This is a genomic window from Pirellula sp. SH-Sr6A (assembly GCF_001610875.1).
Lineage (GTDB): Bacteria > Planctomycetota > Planctomycetia > Pirellulales > Pirellulaceae > JBKCUI01.
The window spans coordinates 2,317,281-2,336,845 of sequence record NZ_CP011272.1 but is presented as its reverse complement, the minus strand read 5'-3'; the positions used below and the strand labels follow the sequence as shown (position 1 = coordinate 2,336,845).

14 protein-coding genes are annotated in these 19,565 nt (G+C 53.7%); 5 read left to right on the top strand and 9 right to left on the bottom strand.

Annotation, left to right across the window (positions count from 1 at the left end; translation table 11 throughout):
• Positions 1–256 precede the first annotated feature (256 nt).
• Complete coding sequence (locus tag VN12_RS09175; RefSeq protein WP_146676537.1) at positions 257–550, top strand: hypothetical protein; 294 nt, start codon at positions 257–259, stop codon at positions 548–550.
• Positions 551–1,327: 777 nt separating this feature from the next.
• On the opposite strand, the gene VN12_RS26625 is transcribed toward VN12_RS09175, so the two are convergent.
• The gene (locus tag VN12_RS26625; RefSeq protein WP_256388109.1) at positions 1,328–1,453 is read right to left on the bottom strand and encodes a hypothetical protein; all 126 of its coding nucleotides are present in this window, start codon (positions 1,451–1,453) and stop codon (positions 1,328–1,330) included.
• On the bottom strand, positions 1,453–2,775 hold the full coding sequence (locus VN12_RS09170) for an IS110 family transposase (protein ID WP_240491313.1): 1,323 nt from the start codon (positions 2,773–2,775) through the stop codon (positions 1,453–1,455). The genes VN12_RS26625 and VN12_RS09170 overlap by 1 nt, the downstream gene beginning before the upstream one ends.
• Before the next feature lie 292 nt (positions 2,776–3,067).
• Between VN12_RS09170 and VN12_RS26430 the strand changes: the two genes are divergently transcribed.
• A complete protein-coding gene (locus tag VN12_RS26430) occupies positions 3,068–3,349 on the top strand; it encodes a transposase (protein WP_240491252.1) in 282 nt (93 codons plus the stop codon).
• A gap of 26 nt (positions 3,350–3,375) precedes the next feature.
• The gene (locus tag VN12_RS09165; RefSeq protein ID WP_240491253.1) at positions 3,376–4,251 is read left to right on the top strand and encodes an IS3 family transposase; all 876 of its coding nucleotides are present in this window, start codon (positions 3,376–3,378) and stop codon (positions 4,249–4,251) included.
• 1,590 nt (positions 4,252–5,841) lie between these two features.
• Here the strand turns inward: VN12_RS09165 and cphA are convergent.
• On the bottom strand, positions 5,842–8,523 hold the full coding sequence (cphA, locus tag VN12_RS09160) for a cyanophycin synthetase (RefSeq protein WP_146676536.1): 2,682 nt from the start codon (positions 8,521–8,523) through the stop codon (positions 5,842–5,844).
• Between the two features lie 317 nt (positions 8,524–8,840).
• Here cphA and VN12_RS09155 point away from each other — a divergent pair, with 317 nt between their 5' ends.
• Together VN12_RS09155 and VN12_RS09150 are read left to right on the top strand one after the other, a co-directional pair.
• Positions 8,841–9,875 carry an arginine N-succinyltransferase gene (locus VN12_RS09155; RefSeq protein WP_146676535.1) on the top strand — a complete coding sequence of 345 codons (1,035 nt, stop codon included), beginning with the start codon at positions 8,841–8,843 and terminating at the stop codon, positions 9,873–9,875.
• 99 nt (positions 9,876–9,974) lie between these two features.
• A complete protein-coding gene (locus tag VN12_RS09150) occupies positions 9,975–12,182 on the top strand; it encodes a S46 family peptidase (protein ID WP_146676534.1) in 2,208 nt (735 codons plus the stop codon).
• 23 nt (positions 12,183–12,205) lie between these two features.
• On the opposite strand, the gene VN12_RS09145 is transcribed toward VN12_RS09150, so the two are convergent.
• The 6 genes from VN12_RS09145 to VN12_RS09120 all read right to left on the bottom strand — a co-directional run bounded on the left by VN12_RS09145 (position 12,206) and on the right by VN12_RS09120 (position 19,530).
• Positions 12,206–13,546, bottom strand: coding sequence for a DUF1501 domain-containing protein (locus VN12_RS09145; RefSeq protein ID WP_146676533.1), 1,341 nt, complete (start codon positions 13,544–13,546; stop codon positions 12,206–12,208).
• Between the two features lie 95 nt (positions 13,547–13,641).
• Positions 13,642–15,423 carry a DUF1553 domain-containing protein gene (locus VN12_RS09140; RefSeq protein ID WP_146676532.1) on the bottom strand — a complete coding sequence of 594 codons (1,782 nt, stop codon included), beginning with the start codon at positions 15,421–15,423 and terminating at the stop codon, positions 13,642–13,644.
• Between the two features lie 79 nt (positions 15,424–15,502).
• Positions 15,503–17,035: a DnaJ domain-containing protein gene (locus VN12_RS09135; RefSeq protein WP_146676531.1), complete on the bottom strand. Its 1,533-nt coding sequence runs from the start codon at positions 17,033–17,035 to the stop codon at positions 15,503–15,505.
• A gap of 59 nt (positions 17,036–17,094) precedes the next feature.
• Complete coding sequence (locus tag VN12_RS09130) at positions 17,095–17,451, bottom strand: hypothetical protein (RefSeq protein WP_146676530.1); 357 nt, start codon at positions 17,449–17,451, stop codon at positions 17,095–17,097.
• A gap of 155 nt (positions 17,452–17,606) precedes the next feature.
• Positions 17,607–17,942 carry a hypothetical protein gene (locus tag VN12_RS09125; protein ID WP_146676529.1) on the bottom strand — a complete coding sequence of 112 codons (336 nt, stop codon included), beginning with the start codon at positions 17,940–17,942 and terminating at the stop codon, positions 17,607–17,609.
• Positions 17,943–18,210: 268 nt separating this feature from the next.
• Positions 18,211–19,530, bottom strand: coding sequence for an acetylxylan esterase (locus tag VN12_RS09120; protein WP_146676528.1), 1,320 nt, complete (start codon positions 19,528–19,530; stop codon positions 18,211–18,213).
• Between the last annotated feature and the right edge of the window lie 35 nt (positions 19,531–19,565).

The window sequence follows — 19,565 nt, the reverse complement described above, 5'->3', positions numbered from 1 at the left end:
TCGTGCATCTGTCGGGAATGGTACAATCTGAATCGGGTCTGAAATCGGCGATCGCAGTATTGAATGAAAACGACTGGGCAGGAGCCACCCGAGCATACATCGACGTTGCTGTAGATGGCTGCGGGGAACGACGGACGTTCTGGTACGACATCCCCAAGGATCGCACAAACCGCAGGTAACAAGCACATGCACCGAATTCCCCGACGGTGCGTTATTTAAGTGGCAGCATCACTTGCGGGGACATCGGTGATGTGTGGTGTTATCCGTACCTGACGTGAATGAGATACTCGATACCAACCGATTGCGTGAAACCGTACTTGAGCTGCGTGCCCGTTGGAAGGCAGCACTCTCAGCGCTCGACATTTCCACAATCCAACTTGTTGACTTGGTTGCGTCTGCAGATCCTGAATTTGAATGTGATGTTCCGCTCCCAACGGGCAAAGGCAAATTGCGTGATCGATTGGAACGACTGGACTATCGATTCCAAATATTTCCCAAGACAGTGTCGTTGTTTTCCCCGTACGAGATTTTGACATACCTTCACGATTAGGGGTGCAACCTAATTACGGAACACCGGATCATTGACATTTGGTCCCCATCCGGTGAGATGCTTGGAGGCGTTGCAGGCATGATTCCGTGGCAACAAAAACCTGACGGATAACCACGCAATGCACCCGAGTCGCGAAATCGGGCGTTTTACAAATGAGAATTTCCCGTCGCGACCGGGTGATTGCGGTCGACTATGAAGTCCTGGGTTTGCAAGTGGCGGTCGCCACGATTTTTGGATTTTTGTTTTTACATCATGAGAGTTCCCGGTAGGTGCCTTCGTCGGAGCCGCTTGTCGGTCGCTCACCCCGGCGCAGCGCATGCGGAGCGTATGGCGAATGACAAGCGGCGCAGCGGAGGGCACCGGTGCCTTTGTTGGAGAGCTTTGAGGGAGCTTGGCCCTGGCGATTGTGACTGCGATACAAGGATGTTGATTAAACGACTATTCGAGGTGTAAACGCTCTTCGGTCTTGTGCGCCTGCTGATGCAGGTAGCGTCCCCTCAGTTATCCATACACGGTTCAAGCATCTTTGATTCGATGTTGTTCCGCAGTGGCTATAGCTTGCCTGGAGGCTTCTGTGAGCAGCAAGCTACCTTCCGTTCGACGACACATTCTTTAGGGCGACGTGTTTGACGATTCCGTGAGCCGAAGCTCATGTCCTAATGGAACCGTCAGTGTCAGTTTTGATGGGTGTTGAGTCGATTGGGTAGGTCTTCTCCTTGATGGCTGTCTGTTAATCGCTGGTTACACTGGCTCCGTGGTTAAAATGGTGTTGTCGGGTTATTGTTGAATCCATGGTCCAATTCGTTCTCCGATCTGAATGATCAGCCCGCGATACTGGTTGTCCAATGATTCGTTTTGTAAATTGGCGAGCAAGGCGCATTCGTTCTCCGATGTCAAACGCATCAGGCAGCCGGTACGGGCTTTCTTGCTCGCCGTGGTTTGGTTGGTGTTTGTTTGCTAATTGCACTAGACTTGGTTGCTGCTGTCTTGCGTGGCTTGTCTGATTTTGCAATCGTTTTGGCTTTGGTTTTCACCGGCCTGGCCTTGGCGTTTTTCTCAGCCGCAGCCTCTCTAATGGCTCGAGCTTCGCGTCGGAGGCGACTCTTGCGTTGGTCACTGTTCTCCTTGGGCTTCATCTCGGAGAGTGTGGCTTTGAGGGTAGGCGACATGCGACCGAAGGACTCCGTGACGTCAATCATGCGCTTCGGATCCCAGTCTTTGTCGTCTCGCATCAGTGCCCAGGCTAAGACCGCTATCTTGCGGGCAAGTGCCACAGCAGCTTTCTTTTTGCGAGTGCGTTGCTTGCCGCAGACTCGCTCGTAGATGGACTTGGCCCATGGATTGTATCGCAGCGATGCCCATGCGCATTCGACCAGGATGGTTCGAGCTAATGGGTTGCCTCGCTTGGTAATGCGACCGTTTCGGTCGGTCTCACCGGATTGATATTGGCGTGGTACGAGCCCGAAATAGGCAGACACTTCGCGGCCGCTAGAGAAGCGATGCGGATCGTCGATGCAAGCGACCAAGATCTCAGCGGTTCTTGGTCCAACGCCGGGGATCGTCATGATACGTCCGATTCGTTTATCGTTCTTACCGATTGCTTCAAGCTTCTTGACCACCAGGTCATGCTGAGCGGTGAGTGCATCGAGCTGCGTAAGTTCGATATCAAGTTCGGCTCGCCACAGTTCCTTGTCTTCGCATTCCGATAGCGGCTTGCGGAATGAATCGATACGCTTCCGGCCAGTGTTCCAGGCCTTCTCGCCCGAGTCGATGGTGATACCATGATTAACGAACCACGCGCGGATAGCACACTTCATCTTGCAGATGCGATGATCGAGCGTCTTGCGATATTTGACCAAGGAGCGGAATTCTCGAAGTTTCTCAGACGGCATGTGCACAGCCTTAAGTTCGTTCATCGAGGCCATTCGAGCGAGCTTGAGGGCATCGTCTTTGTCGGTCTTGCGTTTGACGTTGGACCACTTCCAAGCGTCTTCGTTGGTTGAGCAAACAAGAGTTTTGAGTCCCTGGCTGATGGCCAGGTCATTGATCCAACCGGAGGGGCCGCAAGCTTCCATGACGACAAGGTCGACTTTGCGTGACGCGAAGACTTTGGCAAGATAATCGCGTTCAGTCGCAGCGACTTGGAATTCAGCTTTGCGTGTTTTGGTGTTGAAAAAGCAGCACATTGTCTTGAATTTGCCGAGGTCGAGAGCGAGAATCAACATGTTGGTTAGCTCCATGGGTTTGGGGGTGGAAGAATGTGACAACGGTCGTTACAGCGACCAAAGATCACGGGTCTGAGTCGCCAGATTTTATTCGAATGGCTCCCGCCCCAAACCCAGGACTTACATGGATTCTTTCTGTCAGTAGAATTGCGACAGGTGTTTCGAGATCTAACGTTGAGTTCCCATCAATCGTGTGCTATCGAACATGTGATCGATAACCTATTGGAGTGCTCCCCAAAAGTTGATCCATGAGTTATGAAAGTCTATCGCCGCAAACGGCAGGAGGACTTTGATGACGAGAAAGCGAAATCGGCATTCGGCCGACCAGATTGTGAAGAAACTACGAGACGCTGATGCAATGCTCGCTGCGGGCAAGAGTGTCGGCGAGGTACTACAGGCCCTCGAGATCAGCGAACCGACCTTGTCGCGTTGGAGATCCCAATACGGGGGCATGAAGAGCGAGGAAGCCAAGCGGCTGAAGCAACTTGAGGATGAAAACCAACGACTGAAGAAGTTGGTTGCCGAGCAAGCACTGGACATCCAAATGCTGAAGGAGATCACTAGGGGAAACTGACCAGCCCCGAGTCACGACGAGCCGCCGTGGAACAGCTCCAAGCGAAGTTCTCTGTATCGGAACGTCGTGCCTGTCGAGTGCTCGATCAACCGCGATCGACGCAGCGATTTGTGGGGCAGCCCAAGGATGATGATGCGCGGCTGACGAAGAAGATATTGGATTATGTCCGTGAGCGACCACGCTGGGGTTACCGTCGTATCACACAGTTGTTGCGTCGCAGTGGTGAACTGATCAATGTGAAGCGAGTCTATCGCCTTTGGAAAGCAGCAGGCTTGAAAGTACCAAGAAAAAGCAGACTAAAGCGAGCCACTGGGGAAAAGGCAAACGCTTGTCACTTGCAGCCTGCGGGCTGTAAGAACGACATTTGGAGCTGGGACTTCGTTCAAGCCTCGACGGTTGGTGGCAAGACGATTCGCTTCTTGAACATCGTTGACGAATACACTCGGGTGTGCCTGAGTATCAAGGCAAGCCGGAGCATTACCAGTGAGGATGCAATTGACACGTTGGCGGAGCTAATCGCCATGCATGGAGTACCTAAGCGGATTCGAAGTGATAACGGCCCAGAGTTCATATCAGCGGCGATCAAGCGTTGGCTGTCGTCGCTGGGGATCGAGGTGCTGTACATCGAGCCTGGTTCACCTTGGCAAAACGGAGTCTGCGAGAGCTTCAACAGCAAACTACGAGATGAATACCTGAGCCAGACCGAACTGTTGAGCGAACAAGATGCACGACTCAAGGCGAGGGCTTGGCAAAACGACTTCAACGAGAAGCGTCCGCACAGTTCGCTGGGCTACTTAACCCCCTCGGAGTTCGCGCGTCGTTGTGGAGCTTCGCCTTCGCTCGCTGCGCTCGCTCCAGCGAACCACCACAACGAGATGGCTACGCCATTACCAACTACCTAACCAAACCTTTCATAACTCCTGGTACAGAAAACTGGGGCACTCCACTATGGCTTCGCTACCAATCCATTTCTGGGATTGCATGAGAGCAGAACACTAATCGTCGCTAATCACCACTAATGAAGGAATAGCAACAAGATGGTCGTGTCTTTTGATTAGTGCCAATGAGTGGAAATTAGTGTTCCCGCTTTCTCTTTACGCTGAACTTTGCGTTCTATCAATGTCGCTGTTTGTTCTCTGTACGTTTGGCTTATTTCTGCGGTGTCCCCTGGGCTGCTGTGTAATCGATGAAATGATCAGATAGAATGCGTCCTAGGTTGGAGGTGTTTTCTCACTCGTACCATTCGCTCATCATCTTCCCAATGTTCCTCAGGGATCGATCCATACTCGAGCCTGTCGGTTCAGAGCAGGGGTGAGCTAACCAGCGAATGCACTCCAGGCCTCGATCAACCGGCCTTGGGTAGTCCATGCTTCGTTCGCTCGACGTGAGTGATCCTTTTTTCGTCGTCACAAACAAACTAACGACCGTGCCTGATTTGTTCCGTGAACTACCGATTTCTGCTTGCAAACGTCCCGGAATGTACGTTGGATGTAACTCGCTGTGGGATCGGATGGAAGATCGCTTGATTGAGAAACGCGGCAACAGGCATTGGACACCTGATGATTCCGAGACATGGACGACGCCGGATTCACAGCCGTAAACGCGATGCAAAGGTTTCACGCTCAAATAGCAAAAACACTGTGTGTACTCTGCATCGCTGTCAACCATGGACCGTCACTCGCGCAAGACATAACCACTTCAACGACCTCCATGTTTGTAGGTCGAATTGTCAAGATGTTCGGGGTTGGAGAAGTTGACGAACGGTGATCGAAGCGGACTGTTTCTCGCGACGGCGCTAGGGCGCAAAGAAAAGAACCGAAGGCAAGAGAAGGCCACCATTCAGCAAATGCGTTGGAAGGCACGCATCGTTAACAGCTGCTCTGGAAAAGCTCCGCGGTGGATTCACCACTGAATTCAATCCATAGCAGTAAGATTGATTAGCTCTTAAAATTGTCCTAGACGGGAAGCATCACCAATCCGTTCCTGTATTCCCTTTGCGAGCTTTGCGCCTTGGCGAGCCACTTCTTCCTGCCGGCAGTTTCTCGCAAAGGCGCTATGGCGCAAAGAAAAGAACCGAATGCAAGAGAAGGCCACCATTCCGCAAATGCGTTGGAAGGCACGCATCGTCAACAACGACTCGGGAGCATCTCCGCGATCCTCAGCGCACTCCGGGGTGGATTCACGTCTGAATTCAAACAACAGCAGTAAGATTGATTAGCTCTGGGATGGGGGCTGGTTGGGTGGCATTACCAATCCGCCGAAGAAGGGTTAACCGCGGAGATCGCGAAGAAGCGCGGAGGGAAGACGGATGGGGATCAAGAAAACCGCGGGTCAGATAATCGACGCATCCTTGTCTGTGGAGTCCGGTTATTGGAACTCCCTTCTCGGGCATTTGCGGAGAAGGGAGTTCAAGACCTCTGCATCCATTGCAAGCTGTGCGTGCGTCTGGCTACGCAAAGCCTGAGGAAAGAAGCGTTGCGACCTTCGTATCGCTACGTTTTAGGCGGGGTCGGCGCTCCCTTTTCGGCAGGTTTGTGAATGGCCGAATCGAGATCGATTTCACGCCCCAGGCTTTCGTGTTCGAAGGCTCGCTGCAAATATTGCACAGCTTCATCGATCGTATCTGCCTGCATGAGGAGCAAGTCCCCTTTGCGGATCAATTTCAAGGCTCGATCTACCGCGTTGGGCCAACCGGATACTTCATGGATCTCTTTGACCTTTCGTCCCGCATCCATGCCTTTCTTAAATAGCGACATGATCTCGCCCGGTTGCCGACCGCGAAGATATTGATCTTCGTACAAGATAATGCGATCGAAATGGTTGGCCAAAATCTCGCCCTGCCGAACCATGTCCTCGTCGCGCCGATCACCAGCGGCCGAGTAAATGACGGTCCGATGTTCGTGAGGGAATTGTTCCAAGGTTTCTGCGATCGCCATGAGCGACGAAGCATTGTGGCCGTAATCGACGATTACGGTGGCGCCATGCATCTCCACCAAATTGAATCGGCCTGGAACTTTGTCCATGTGCGCGGAAAAGGATTCCAGTCCGAGTCGAATCTGCTCGCAGGGCATACCAAGTCCCCAGCACGCAGCCGCGGCTGCGAGGACGTTTTCGACTTGGAAGGTGATCCTGCCGTTATGCGTCAGGGGAATGCGTTCCAGCGACAAGAGTGGAAAGTCGGTGGTTCCCTCGGCGAGTATGATGGCGTTGTCTCGCACGAACGCGGCCCTCCCACCTTTGCTGCGGTGTTCGGATAAGACCGGATCGTTTCCATCGATCGCAAAGAAGATGACGCCCCCTTTGCAACGTTCTGCCATTTCCGCTGTGTAAGGATCATTGGCTTTGAGGACACCGTATCCGGTTTTGGAGACGGCCTCAATCACGCAACGTTTCACCTTGGCTAGTTGCTCGAGCGTCTCGATGTCGGAGAGACCGAGATGATCCCCTTCGCCGATATTGGTCACGATTCCTACGTCGCAGAAGTCGAATCCCAAGCCTTCTCGAAGGATACCCCCGCGTGCGGTTTCCAGTACGGCAGCTTCGACAGCAGGATTCATCAGTACCGACCGGGCGCTTTGTGGCCCGCTGCAGTCGCCGGAATCAATACGTCGACCGTGGATGTAAATACCATCGGTGCAGGTCATCCCCACTTTTTTGCCGGTGCATCCAACGATGTGGGAAACCAACCGGGTCGTTGTGGTTTTCCCATTCACGCCGGTCACACTCACGATGGGAACTCGCCCGTTGTTCCCCTCTGGGAACATCATGTCGATGATCGCTTCGCCAACCGGTCGGCCTTGGCCGGACGAAGGTTCAATGTGCATGCGCAGTCCGGGACCAGCGTTGATTTCGACGATCACGCCTCGTTGTCCCTGCAGCGGTTGTGTGATGTCTTGTGCGACCACGTCGACACCGGCAATGTCCAAACCAATGACACGCGCCGCCTCGACACACTGTCTCGCCACATCGGGGTGTACGATATCGGTAACGTCTGCCGCCGTTCCCCCGGTGCTCAAGTTCGCGTTTCGGCGAATGAGAACCTTCTTTCCGAGCGGAGGGATCGTGTCAGGCGTTAAGCCTTGTTCCATGAGGACGCCGAGCGCGACGGCATCGATTTTGATTTTGCTCAAAACCGTGCTGTGACCATCGCTTCGACGAGGATCTTCATTGACGACATCGATCAGCTTCTGAACCGTCGACTGACCATCTCCAATGACGTGAGCAGGTTCTCGTCTAGCCGCTGCGACCATGCGACCACCGATGACAAGGATGCGGTAGTCATCTCCTGGGGCATGACGTTCGCAAACGATCGAGCTACCTTCTTCACGGGCCGCGCGATAGGCTGCTTCGACTTGCTCTCGCGATTGAAGATTCGTCGCAACTCCGCGACCATGGTTTCCGTACTGCGGTTTGATCACCACAGGCAACCCGATGTCCTGGGCGACCTCCCAAGCCTCTTCAGCGCTTTCGACGGGTTGTCCCTCGGGGGTCGGTACGCCAATGGTTTTGAGGAGCATTCGGGTAAGATCTTTATCTTGGGCGATCGACTCCGCGATGGCGCTGGTCGTATCTGCCTCGGCGGTGCAAATGCGTCGCTGCAAATGACCGTAACCGAGTTGGACCAAGCTTCCTTCGTTCAAGCGTCGCCAAGGAATGTTGCGAGCTTTTGCGGCATCAACAATCGCCTTGGTACTGGGGCCTAAGCAAACGTCGTACGCATATTCCTTAAGCTTCTCGACTTCCGCGTCGACATCGAACGGACGATCGTGGACTGCTGCCTGCAGCAACTCGAAAGCTTTGTCTAAGCAAGCCAGTCCGAGCTTCTCTTCGCGATAAGAAATCGCAACCTTGTAAACACCTTCTTTATTCGTTTCGCGGGCCCGACCGAAGCCTACAGGAGTGCCTGCTAACGACTGCAGTTCGAGGGTGATATGTTCTAATATATGCGCCATGTAGGTGCCGCGCCGCAGACGGACAAAGAAGCCGCCTCGCTCTCCGACACTGCATCGGTGCTCGACCATCGTTGGCAACCATGCCATCAGTCGCTCGTTGAATCCCGGAATCATTTCCGAAGAAGTATCTTTCAGCTCTTCGAGGTCGACCCAAGCCTCCAACACTGGCGAATTCGACCAGATATTGGGACCTCGGAGTTTGTTAACCTTCAGAATCTGCATGACTTCCTCTTGCTAGTACTACCATTGGAGAGAATCGCTGGAGTACCTATTGTGAATCATCGAATGCGAATTTGATACAGTTTCGTCAACTGAAATGCTCGCAATCCACAATAAGCACGACTGATGAGCCAGCTTGCTAAAATCCAAGCTAGGTCAAAAGTGCAAACGATGGGCCATCTCTCCGGTGGCACCCTTTTCGGCAGGTAATCTATCGAAAAAACCGAAAAAAACAGCGGATTTCTGAATTTCCCGGCGAGTATGGTTTGCCATCAAATCGATAGCACGGTGTATCAAAACGAACGCAAGGAGAGTGAGAAATGTTTCGGATTCGACAAGTGGTCGCTGCAGATTTGGATGCCCTCTGGGACTTGATCTGCCAGGCATCGGCAGGGATGACATCCCTCCAGATCGATAAGGAGACATTGCAGGATCGCTTGGAGCTATCGACCTTTGCATTCTCGCGGACATCGGAAAAGCCAGAAGGCGCGCCGTATGTGTTTGCTCTCGAAGATCAGAGCGTTGGCAAGATCATTGGAACGAGTTGTATTTTTTCCAAAACGGGTGGATACCAACCGCAGTACTCGTATCGGATGGAGACCGAACGCGCCAGCTCCACCACGCTCGGCCTTGAGATGCTGGTGCACTCGCTGCATCTGGTAAAGGTCCACGACGGTCCGACGGAAATCGGAAGTTTGTTTCTCCAACCGGACTATCGAGGGCGTGGGTGCGGGAAGCTGTTAAGTCTCTGTCGATTCCTCTACATGGCGAATCATCCCAAACGCTTTGCAAGCCAAACGATTGCCGAGATGCGAGGCTATCAGGATGCCGAAGGTCACTCTCCCTTCTGGGATGCGATCGGCGCCCATTTCTTCAAGATCGATTTCCCCAGTGCGGACTCTTTGTCGATGGTTGATAAAACGTTCATCGAAGAATTGATGCCCAAGTATCCGATTTATCTCGAGCTCCTTCCGCGATCTGCGTTGGACGCCATCGGCCGAGTACACGATCAAACACGTCCGGCCCTCGCTATGCTCGAAGCGCAAGGATTCCAGCGAAACAATCTGATCGACATTTTCGATGCGGGGCCTGTCGTGGCTTGCTCTACCGAGCGGATTCGAACGGTGGCTGAGAGTCGGCTTGCTAATTGGACGAACGATCCGCTCGCCGATCGCTCCACACCCGCCATAGTCGCGCGAGGGACGCCCCCTTTCTTAGCGATTGAGACCGTCATCCAATGCAATGCTGCGGAGGGCTCCGAACAAGTCGTCTTGGACTTAGCTGCCATCGATGATTTGCAGCTGCAGTCAGGAGAATTGGTACGTTATATCGCCCTCCCTGCTAAACCCGCTTGACGAACGATTGGAAACGATTGGAATCGAAGTGTGATACCATACATTCCCCACTTCGAACCGACTTGTTATAGCAACTGGAAACAATCGAACCGAATCACTATGCCAATGAAATCTATTGCGAGCTTCAACCGAATAGCACCTGCAGCGCGCTGGTCCTTCTCATCCGTCGTACAACGTTGTTTGCTCGTCGTCCCTCTTGGGATCGGAAGTCTCGCGACGAACTCCTTCGCTGATGAAGGCATGTATCCGATCAGTGAGTTGGAGCGACTGCAATTGCCCCAAAAAGGGCTTGCCCTACAACCCTCCGAGATTTTCAATCCCGATCAAGTCAGCTTGGTCGATGGCATTTGCCGTGTGAATGGGTGCACCGGTTCGTTCGTATCCGACCAAGGCCTCATCATCACGAATCATCACTGCGCGTTTGATGCCATTCAAAAAGTCTCAACGGCAGACAAGGATTATCTGACCAGCGGATTCGTCTCTCGTTCGCACGTGGAGGAGCTCCCGGCTGCGGGCTACACCGTTCGCATCACGGAGCAATACGAAGACGTATCCGCCAAGGTGTTATCGTCGGTCGACGCATCGATGTCCGCCACGGACCGAACCAAGGCAATCGATAAGAGACGCAAGGAGCTTGAGAAAGAGGCGGAGACCAAGCATCCGGGACTTCGAGCCGAAGTGGCGGAGATGTTCACCGGAAAGACCTATGTCCTTTTTCTATACACGTATTTGAAGGACATCCGCTTGGTCTTTGCCCCGCCCGCATCCGTGGGAGCTTTTGGCGGTGAAACCGATAATTGGGAATGGCCTCGCCACACCGGTGACTTTTCATTCTTGAGAGCTTATACGACACCAGATGGTTCATCAGCCGAATATTCGCCCGACAACATTCCCTATCGACCGAAGCGTTTCATTCAAGTGAATCCACAAGGAGCCGAGGAAGAGGACTTTGTCTTCATCCTGGGTTATCCCGGTCGAACGCTTCGACAGCGCACCGCAAGCTATTTCGAGTTCGAGCAACAAATACGTCTTCCCGAAATCGTTCGCTATTACAGTTGGCAAATGCAGGAGATGGAGAAGGCTGGAGCGCAAGATCGATCGGTCGCGCTGAACCATGCGACGCGTTACAAGTCCTTGGCCAATGTTGAGAAGAGATCCCGTGGCCAATTGTTGGGCCTCACCCGAACCGGCCTGATCGAGACACGCCGGCAGGAGGAAGAGAAACTCAAAAAGTTCATCGCGTCCGATCCAGCTCTTGAGAAACGTTTCGGAGGAGTCTTGGAGCGAATTGGAGATGTTTATGCTGAGATCAATCGTTCGGCAAAGCAGGAGATCGCGTTGCGAGAGCTTCGTACAGCATGCCGTCTATTCTCGTTTGCCTTCACTATCGTCGATGCGGTCCATGAAAGACAAAAAGAAGACCTCGAACGCGAGTCACCTTACATGGATCGGAACTTGCCACTGACGACGAAGCAATTGCAATTGGACATTGCTGACTGGCATCCTGATACGGATCGGATTTTCTTACGAGGCCTCATCGATATCCTCAATGGCTTTCCGCAGGATTCCCTATCCCCGCGAATCGTGAAATGGCTCGATTCGATCGATACGTCTGACGAGAGTTTGAAATCCTGGATGGCCTCTACGAGAATTGGAGATGCCAGCTTCGCTGTGAAGTGCCTGGAAATGACTCCAGAGCAATTGTCCGCTCTTAACGATCCCGCATTGCAAGCGATGCTTTCGCTCTATCCTGAATACCTTCGATTGCGGGAGTTGGATAAGGAGCGGGAGGGCAAGCTTAATCCGCTGTACGGCGAGCTTCAGGATGTGAAGCAAAAATTCCAAGCCGACGCCTTCGTTCCGGACGCGAACGCAACGTTGCGACTGACGTATGGACGAGTTCGAGGTTATTCGCCGGCCGACGCCGTCATTCGAACCCCGATATCTACTTTGCGCGGAGTACTGGAAAAAACGACCGGCATCGAGCCATTCATTTCGCCAAAAGAGGTGATACAAAAAGCAAAACAGAAAGAGTTCGGACCCTTTGTGCATCCTCGGCTGAAGGACGTTCCGGTCGCCATTCTCTACAACACCGACACGACGGGTGGCAATTCTGGAAGCCCGGTCCTCAATCACAAAGGGGAATTGGTCGCGGTGAACTTTGATCGTACGTTCGAAGCGACCATCAACGACTTCGCTTGGAACGAAAGCTACAGCCGTTCCATCGGCGTGGATGTTCGATACGTTCTTTGGATCACCGGCATCGTGTACGGTGCAGATCATCTCCTCAAGGAAATGGGACTGTAAACACTGAGGGGCAGGATCGCAAACTAAGCCAGAAGCGCGCGGCAGATTTTTCCTTGGCTGAGAGCCAGTGGTCGCCCGATGGGAGTTTGCAGTTCTTGCGCGAAATCAATTCCAAACGACGAGAGGATGGTCGCATGCAAATCCTCTACAGAAACGGGATCGGCAACTCCTTCGATCCCGCTTTTGCCGTCGCTCGGTAGCTCTGGCGATGTTGCTCCATGGACGTAACCTCGTCGACAGGGACCGCCAAAGAGAACAGTGCTAAATCCATTCGGCCAGTGGTCTCGACCTTCTGCAACATTGATCTTAGGAGTTCGGCCGAATTCGCCCCCCCAAACGACCAAGGTGTCGTTCAAAAGATCGCGTGTCTCTAACTCCGTGATCAAGGCGGCCATCGCGGCATCTAAAACCTCGCAGCGACTTCGGTGAAACTCATGGTTGCGAGCATGGGTGTCCCATCCGCTCAATTCCACTTCGATGCACCGAACACCTTGTTGCACCAATCGAACGGCGGCCAAGCATGCGCGTCCGAAAGTTGTGTCACCAAATTTCTTTAATACGTCTGCAGGCTCGTCCGTCACCTTGAACGCGTTGATTTGCTCGCTTTCCATCATACGGGTTGCGCGAGTCGTCGACGTTTCATGCTGCGTGCGCACACGGTCTAAGTCCTTGAGACGTCCTCGTCGAAACTCCGACTCCATCAACTCGGAAAGATCGGTCAATCGCCGCTCCGTCCTCTCAGCATCGACACGGCTTTCCAAATTGGAGATACGATACTTGGGATCGCCAACTTGAAACGCATCGTAACCTGGTCCCATATAGCCACCCCGTCCGGGCCACTGCCCGCTCAAGATCGAAATGTGACGTGGGATTTCAACGTTGTTCTCGGACTGATGGCATAGCACCGCACCGATCGAAGGATGGATCAAAGTCGGATCAGGTCGCCATCCCGTCTTCATGGTGTAGGTGGCCCGTTCGTGGTCCCCCTCTTTGGAGACCATCGATCGGATCACGGTGGCTTGATGCATGATCTCGGCGGTTTGTGGTAGGAGATTGGATATCTCAAGCCCTGGCAGACTGGTGGCTATCGATTGGGTTTCTCCGCCAATCTTCGTGTCGGGATGGGGGTCAAAGGTTTCCAGCTGACTGGGCCCACCTTGCATCCAAAGAAAGATCAAGCTCTTTGGCTTGGTGTTGGCTCGAGCCCCTTGCAATGTCGCCGGATTCGCCAAGGCCTCTGCGACCGTCGTCCAACCGCTTGCGTATCCTAGCCCTGCAGCGGCGGTGGCGGATCGCAGAAACGACCGACGCCGCATCGCATGGAACGATAAGCATTCGATCTGCGAGGGGCTGTTCGGATTCATGGGTGGGTTCGCAGGTAAAGAGGAGTGTGTCGGGTCAAGGTTAGGGGCCGTTGGTCTAGCGCTGACGGTCCGTCGATGGAGGGAATGGATGGAAGTCAGTGGTTCCAGAGAAATTCCGTGCTGTTCATGAGTGTCCAATACATGTCTTCCACCACTCGGCGGTGCGCATTTCGTTTCGTACCTTCAAGTCGCTGTAGGAAGGCGGAAAGTTCTCGCTCGGAAGGGGATCGGTTGAGCACGGACAGAAAGACAGCTTCTATTGCCGAGCGGTCGTCTCTGGCTTGATTGGCGATTCGGGTGGACGCATTCATGACGGGATTGTCTTCGATGCGTTCCCGAGTGAACTTTCCATTCATCACTAACAAGCGTTGCGGGATGGTGATCGCATTGGCTTGAAATTCATCGTCCCCCCGATCGCCATACTCTTTGGTGAAGTCGTTCACGCCACCAAAGAGTTCCAATCGGGAAATGATAGAACTGCTTTCATCGATTGTTTTGATGCGCGACGCTTGATGGATCGATGCAGCGACTTGTTCCGGTCTCAACTGCGTGAGTGGGAACACCGCCCAGACTGCTTCATGCTCAAGATCGGGTTCGCTCCCTGGGAGGCGCGAGTCCCTTTGAAAGGCCTTGGTCGAAGCGATCGCTCGGATCAGGCGATGAAGATCATATCCAGAGCGAATGAAATCGTCGGAAAGTGTTTCCATCCCGGCAGGGAATGGGCCGCTAAGGGGAATATTGTCGATCGTGGCAGTCCATGGCTTCCCGAAGAGAATAGCCCAGACTCGGTTCACAGCCGCTCTCGCAAATGCTTTGTTCTCGGGATGCGTTACCCACTTAGCCAAACGGTCTCGAGGGGATCCGTTTTCGGGTAGCAGATGCTGAAGATACGGAACGGAAGGGGGGACTTCGGTCTCTTCGACTGCGTGAAGGTATTGGTATCGGTAAGGCCGATTCGTATTTCGCAGTCCGATGAACGGATTCTCCATCCGAGTACCGGCAAAAAACGCGGCGAGTTGATGAAAGTCTGCCTGTGCCCCTTCCCGCATCTCGGAGCCTTCGCGAACGACCGCTTCCTCACTCCTCGTCGGTGCGAGTTGTGCATGCGTCGCATCGTTGGGAAATGGGACATTGCCGACGTAATCGTCGTGGCACTGCAAGCAATCGATTCGCTGTGCGAGGAAGGCACGTGATGTTCGTCCCGCCAGTCGAATCAGGTCGGGTTGTTTGTCGTCCCCTTCGTCCATCGTCGCTGTGAGGAAATTGACCTGCGGAGAGTCAGTCCAAGCTCCCTTTGCGGTAATCAATTCGCGAACGATGCGATCGTATGGAATATTCTTGCTGAATTGATCCGCCAACCACTCGACATACATGCGGCGACGAAAAACAAGGAACGGTCCGACATTCGTTCCGACCGTCGCGCGTGTCCAACGTTCCGCTAGGTAATCCGCGGAACGACGATCCCGCAGCAAGTAATCCAGCCACCAAGTGGCTCGGTTTTCTTCGGGGATCTGCTGCAACGCTCGCACTTCTTCGAGCGATAGTCCGTTACCCACCAAGGCCAAACTGAGGCGACGGCACAGTATGAGCGAGTCCGCGGGTTCCGCTGCAGCCATTTTTCCGCTCGCGATGACCCGCTCCATTTCCAAGTCGACTTGATCGACCAACTCGCGGATCGAGGGATCCAGAGTACCTCGGACTCGATCCGCCTGGGGCAACAATTGAGGCTTGGAGGAGATCGAAACCAAGCTGCCGATGGCTAGACCCGCCAATACCGCTATGAGTATCAGCCGCTTTAGCCAACGGGTGCCGAAGCCCACGGGTGGTGCCGCCGAAGGTATCGTGCTGGCCGGAGCAGGGGTCTGATCTAAATCCATCGTGGCTGAAACCTTTTGCTAACTCCAACCCTTTTGCCATCTCGAACCGAGAAGTCAACCGTAGCGAGGCCGCTTGGTCCTATTCGTAGGAGTCCGTAAATACTTGGGGTAAATCCGATCGGATTTCTCCTTTCCCCAGCGACTTGTCGAAGAACTCTTTGATCTTTTTATCATAGAGCCCAGTTTTGTTGGGGGCGAGGGAGAGATAAACCGCTCTGGCAGCCAGATCAGTTGGTTCGCGATCGCTTAGGGTTAAGTCGGACATGGCTAAGGCAAGACCGAGCGGGAGTTGATTCCAGCTGTATCGTTCGTTCTTACCGGCTACGCGCACAACGATGGCTTCGTCGGTCACTTCGACAATATTGACCAGATTCTTTCCGACCGTGATTTCCTCCGTTCCTCGCGTCTTGGATCGGGCTTCTCGCATGGCATCGACCGCCATTTGATAAAGCTGACCTACCTGGTCGAGGCGTTTCTGTTGGGCCTCCATCTCGGGCGTCATCGGCATTTGGACCGCCGATTCCATCGCTTTGGCAAACGCCGCGAAATCGGTTTTCGAGAGAGCTTCTCGCCCCCCTTTCATGGCCGCGACCCACTTCTCCTTGTTCGCGGCGTTGCTTGATGTTTCAGCAGGTTGCGGTGTGGCCGGAACATCTGACTTAGGCATTTCGGGATCGGGTAATGCAAACGTGCCCGGGGGCTTGGCAAGGTCTGCCGGCAATTCTATTGGTTTGATATCGAAGGGAGAAGGTGACATGGCCGGATCGTTGGTCGCTGCGTTATCCGGAGGCGAATTGGATGGATCGCCGACTGGCAAGGTCGGTAAGTCCGATGGAGGTGGCGTTTGATCCGCCTGCTTCGCGGCCTGCTCTCGCATCCCCTCTTCGAACTCTCGTTGCAATTCGGTGGGAGCCACGTTCTGCGGCGTTTCTTGCTTGGCCAATCGTTTCTGGCTCGCTGCGAACTGAAACGCTGCGTAGGAGAGAAACCCGATGGCGGCGATCAAAATAGCCGAGACGGTGATGATCTGGTTTCGCTGGCGTTTTCGCTTGAGTGCTTGGATGCGAGCGGCAGCATTGGACGAAGAGGGACCGGCTCCTTGGTGGGGGCCGGTAGCGACCATCGGAATCGCTCCCGCGGACAACGAAGGGGTCCCGGGGTTATTGCCTGTCCAATTCGTTCGCAAAGGTTCCGGCACCCGCTGTGCAGGCGCCATGACGGCCACCAAGCCCACGAACCGCGCTTCGGATTCATGCCAAGGTACCTGGAAATTCTGCGCTGGGAGCTGCGACGGATCGAACGAAGCCATCGGATCGAAGGAAAAAAACTCTAGCTCGGATGGCGTTCTCAGCTGTTGGTCGTAGGCGTCTTTCTTCTCGGCGTCCAGCAAGGTTGCTTGCGCTTCGCGAAGGATTTGGGCTACTTTTTGGGCGCGACCTGGATGGGTTTTCCGATCGGACGCATTCCACGCGGCAGCAGATGTCTTCAGCCCGGCCTTGATTTCTTCCAGCGTCGCAGTCGGCTCCAATCCAAGCACACTGTAATAATTCCAGTCGTGCCCGTTCATCTTCCGCCCCAAATGAAACTCGATCGCTTGGAGAATTTCAGACATGGCAATTCACTAGGGTTCGAACTGAAGATGGCGGTGGGAAGGGATTGGCATGCAACGCCTCAAGCGAAGGGAGAGTCGGTAATGTCCTCATCGGAATCCATCTCGCTCTGGGACCGCATCCATTTTGCCGCGAGCGAATAGGCGAGAGACACGGCAGCTGTCATCGCTAGGGGGGCCGCGTAGCAGGCCATGAGAAACACGAGATGGGTGGTTCGGTCGGTTTCCCCTCGGCTCGACTTGGGGAGCCCCCAAAAATCATTGACGACATCGGAGATCATGGGTACCCGCGTCGCCAAGAGGAGCAAAATGCAAATTCCAGCGTTGACGACCAGCAAAAGAAAAATCATCCCCAAACTGAAGTGAGGACGAAAGGGCTCCTGGGAACCGAATGGATTGTGCGACGAATCAGCCGACAAGATAAACCCTTCCTAAACGAGGCACCTTCCATTCTAACTGGCCACACTAGCCGGAGAAATAGAGCCGTGAGTCGGTTTGTCGGGTTCGGACGCCGTTTTCATTTTAAAACGGTGTCGGTCGGAGGAGGCTTCTTTTCGGTGCTGACAACGACGATCTATTCCCCCAGTTTGCGATCCCAATTCTTCGAAATCGCGTCGATTGCCTTCTTCAACTGGTGCCATTGAACAAAAGCGTGGTGCAGATCCAGTTTGCTAGCGTCCTCGCGATCGAAGCCTTGCTCGCTCACGCGGATGGTTTCATCGAGTTCAAACATAGCTTCTCCGAACTTTGCTTCCGTCGCCTCGTCGATGTCGGATGCGAGAAGTTCGAGGCCGACCGACTCCGGTACACGCAACATGATGCGATGAACTGCCCAAACCGCCGCGCACTCTGCATCGTAACAATCGACAATCCCCCGAAGGGAACCGCTTTGAACATAAAACTTCGCCATCGTACTCGCTTCGAAATCTTTTGGAGGGCCTGGATGCAAATCACTCAAGTTGCCGCGACGGCTTCGATACGCTCAAGGTGCGGTGGTACTCGAAGAGCGTGTCCTGACCAAACGGTCAAGGCTCGCTCACACCTTGGATATCGATCGAACGATCGTCAGCTTTGAGACTTTATCTTTATCGTTGCATCCATTGACACGAACGGTCATCATCCGAAGCGAACGAGGATTTCTTCGACGAAATTCTCAGTTTTGAACAAGGCCACCAACTTTACTTCTTCCATTGGCGATCGGCAAAGTCCATGTAACGTTGCCAATCGAAAGATAGGATGTCATGAGCACCTGTTCGAGCATGGTATCCAATGTTGCCACCGACACTCGTGTCAGGAGCAGGAGGCGTTTCGCTATCCAAACCTGAGAGTCCGAGCATTTTATAAACGGGTGTAGCATAGAACCCGCTCAGATGTTCTCCCTTGGGGTCTGCCCATTGGTCTTCGGTCGCGCTAGCGATGTAAACCGCGCGAGGTGCGATGCTGGCAATGATAAAGTGCGCGTCGTGAGGCATCCCTTTTTCGTTCTTCGAGTATTTCTTAAAGTTCCCGCAGAACCAATGCGGGAAAGAATTGTTGATGATCGCCACGGTTTCACCGAAGTTACGACGTTCTAGTGCCGCTCCTCCGCAACCGGAGTTGTTGGAGATGACGAGCGTAAATCTCTCGTCGTTCGCACCTGCCCACAATGCCGCCTTGCCCAGGCGCGAGTGCCCGACGACGGCATAGTTCGTCTCGTTGAGTTCAGGCTGTTGCGAAACCACATCGAGCAGTCGAGAGATTCCCCAACTCCACGCCGCGATCGTACCCCATCGATTGGGGTGATTCGCATCGGGTTTCTGATCCGGAAAGAGTCGGTGCACTCCGTTGTTAAAACCATCATCAAAATCGGGATCGATATCACCATAATAAGCCGTTGCGACGGCGTACCCGCGCGCCGTAATCTCTTCAATCGGCCACCGACGCGATTGCTTGCCTCGTCCTTGCTCGTTCGCTTGATTGTTTGTTACCCCTGTGTCTTTGTTATTCGCGATCCAAGATTTTGGAATGCGAAGCGCAGGATCGTCGTCGATGGAATGATTGCCTTGGAAGTTCAGCCCGAGGAAGGTCCCTTTTACTTTTGTTCCCTTGGGAAGGAAGATCGCAAGATCGACGGAATGTTCCTCTGACGGCGTTTTGAAAGTGACAACGACTTGCCGACGCAGCGTCCTGCCATCGTGCATCGTCGCTTCTTCAACGACCTCCGACTTCAATTCCACGGCACCGCTCGGTGCGAATCCGAACTGTTGATCGGCAAGAAGTTTGACTAACGCTTCGCGATGGGACTTCCAATTTTCGCGTGTCGCCTTTGCACCGTTTGGCAAAACCATAGGGTCAGGCAAGACGCCAATATCGATTTTGGCTTCGTCGTAGTTCACATCCCGTCGCTGCGAAAACGCATCGGAAGAAAGTGGAACAGTCAAACATCCCCACGCAAGCAGGCGGGTGAAGTGACCTCGGAGCGATGTGGTACAGGGAAAAGAATAGCGGCTGGTTTTCATGGTGATGACGATCGGCGAGAGGAAGGATAGGTGCG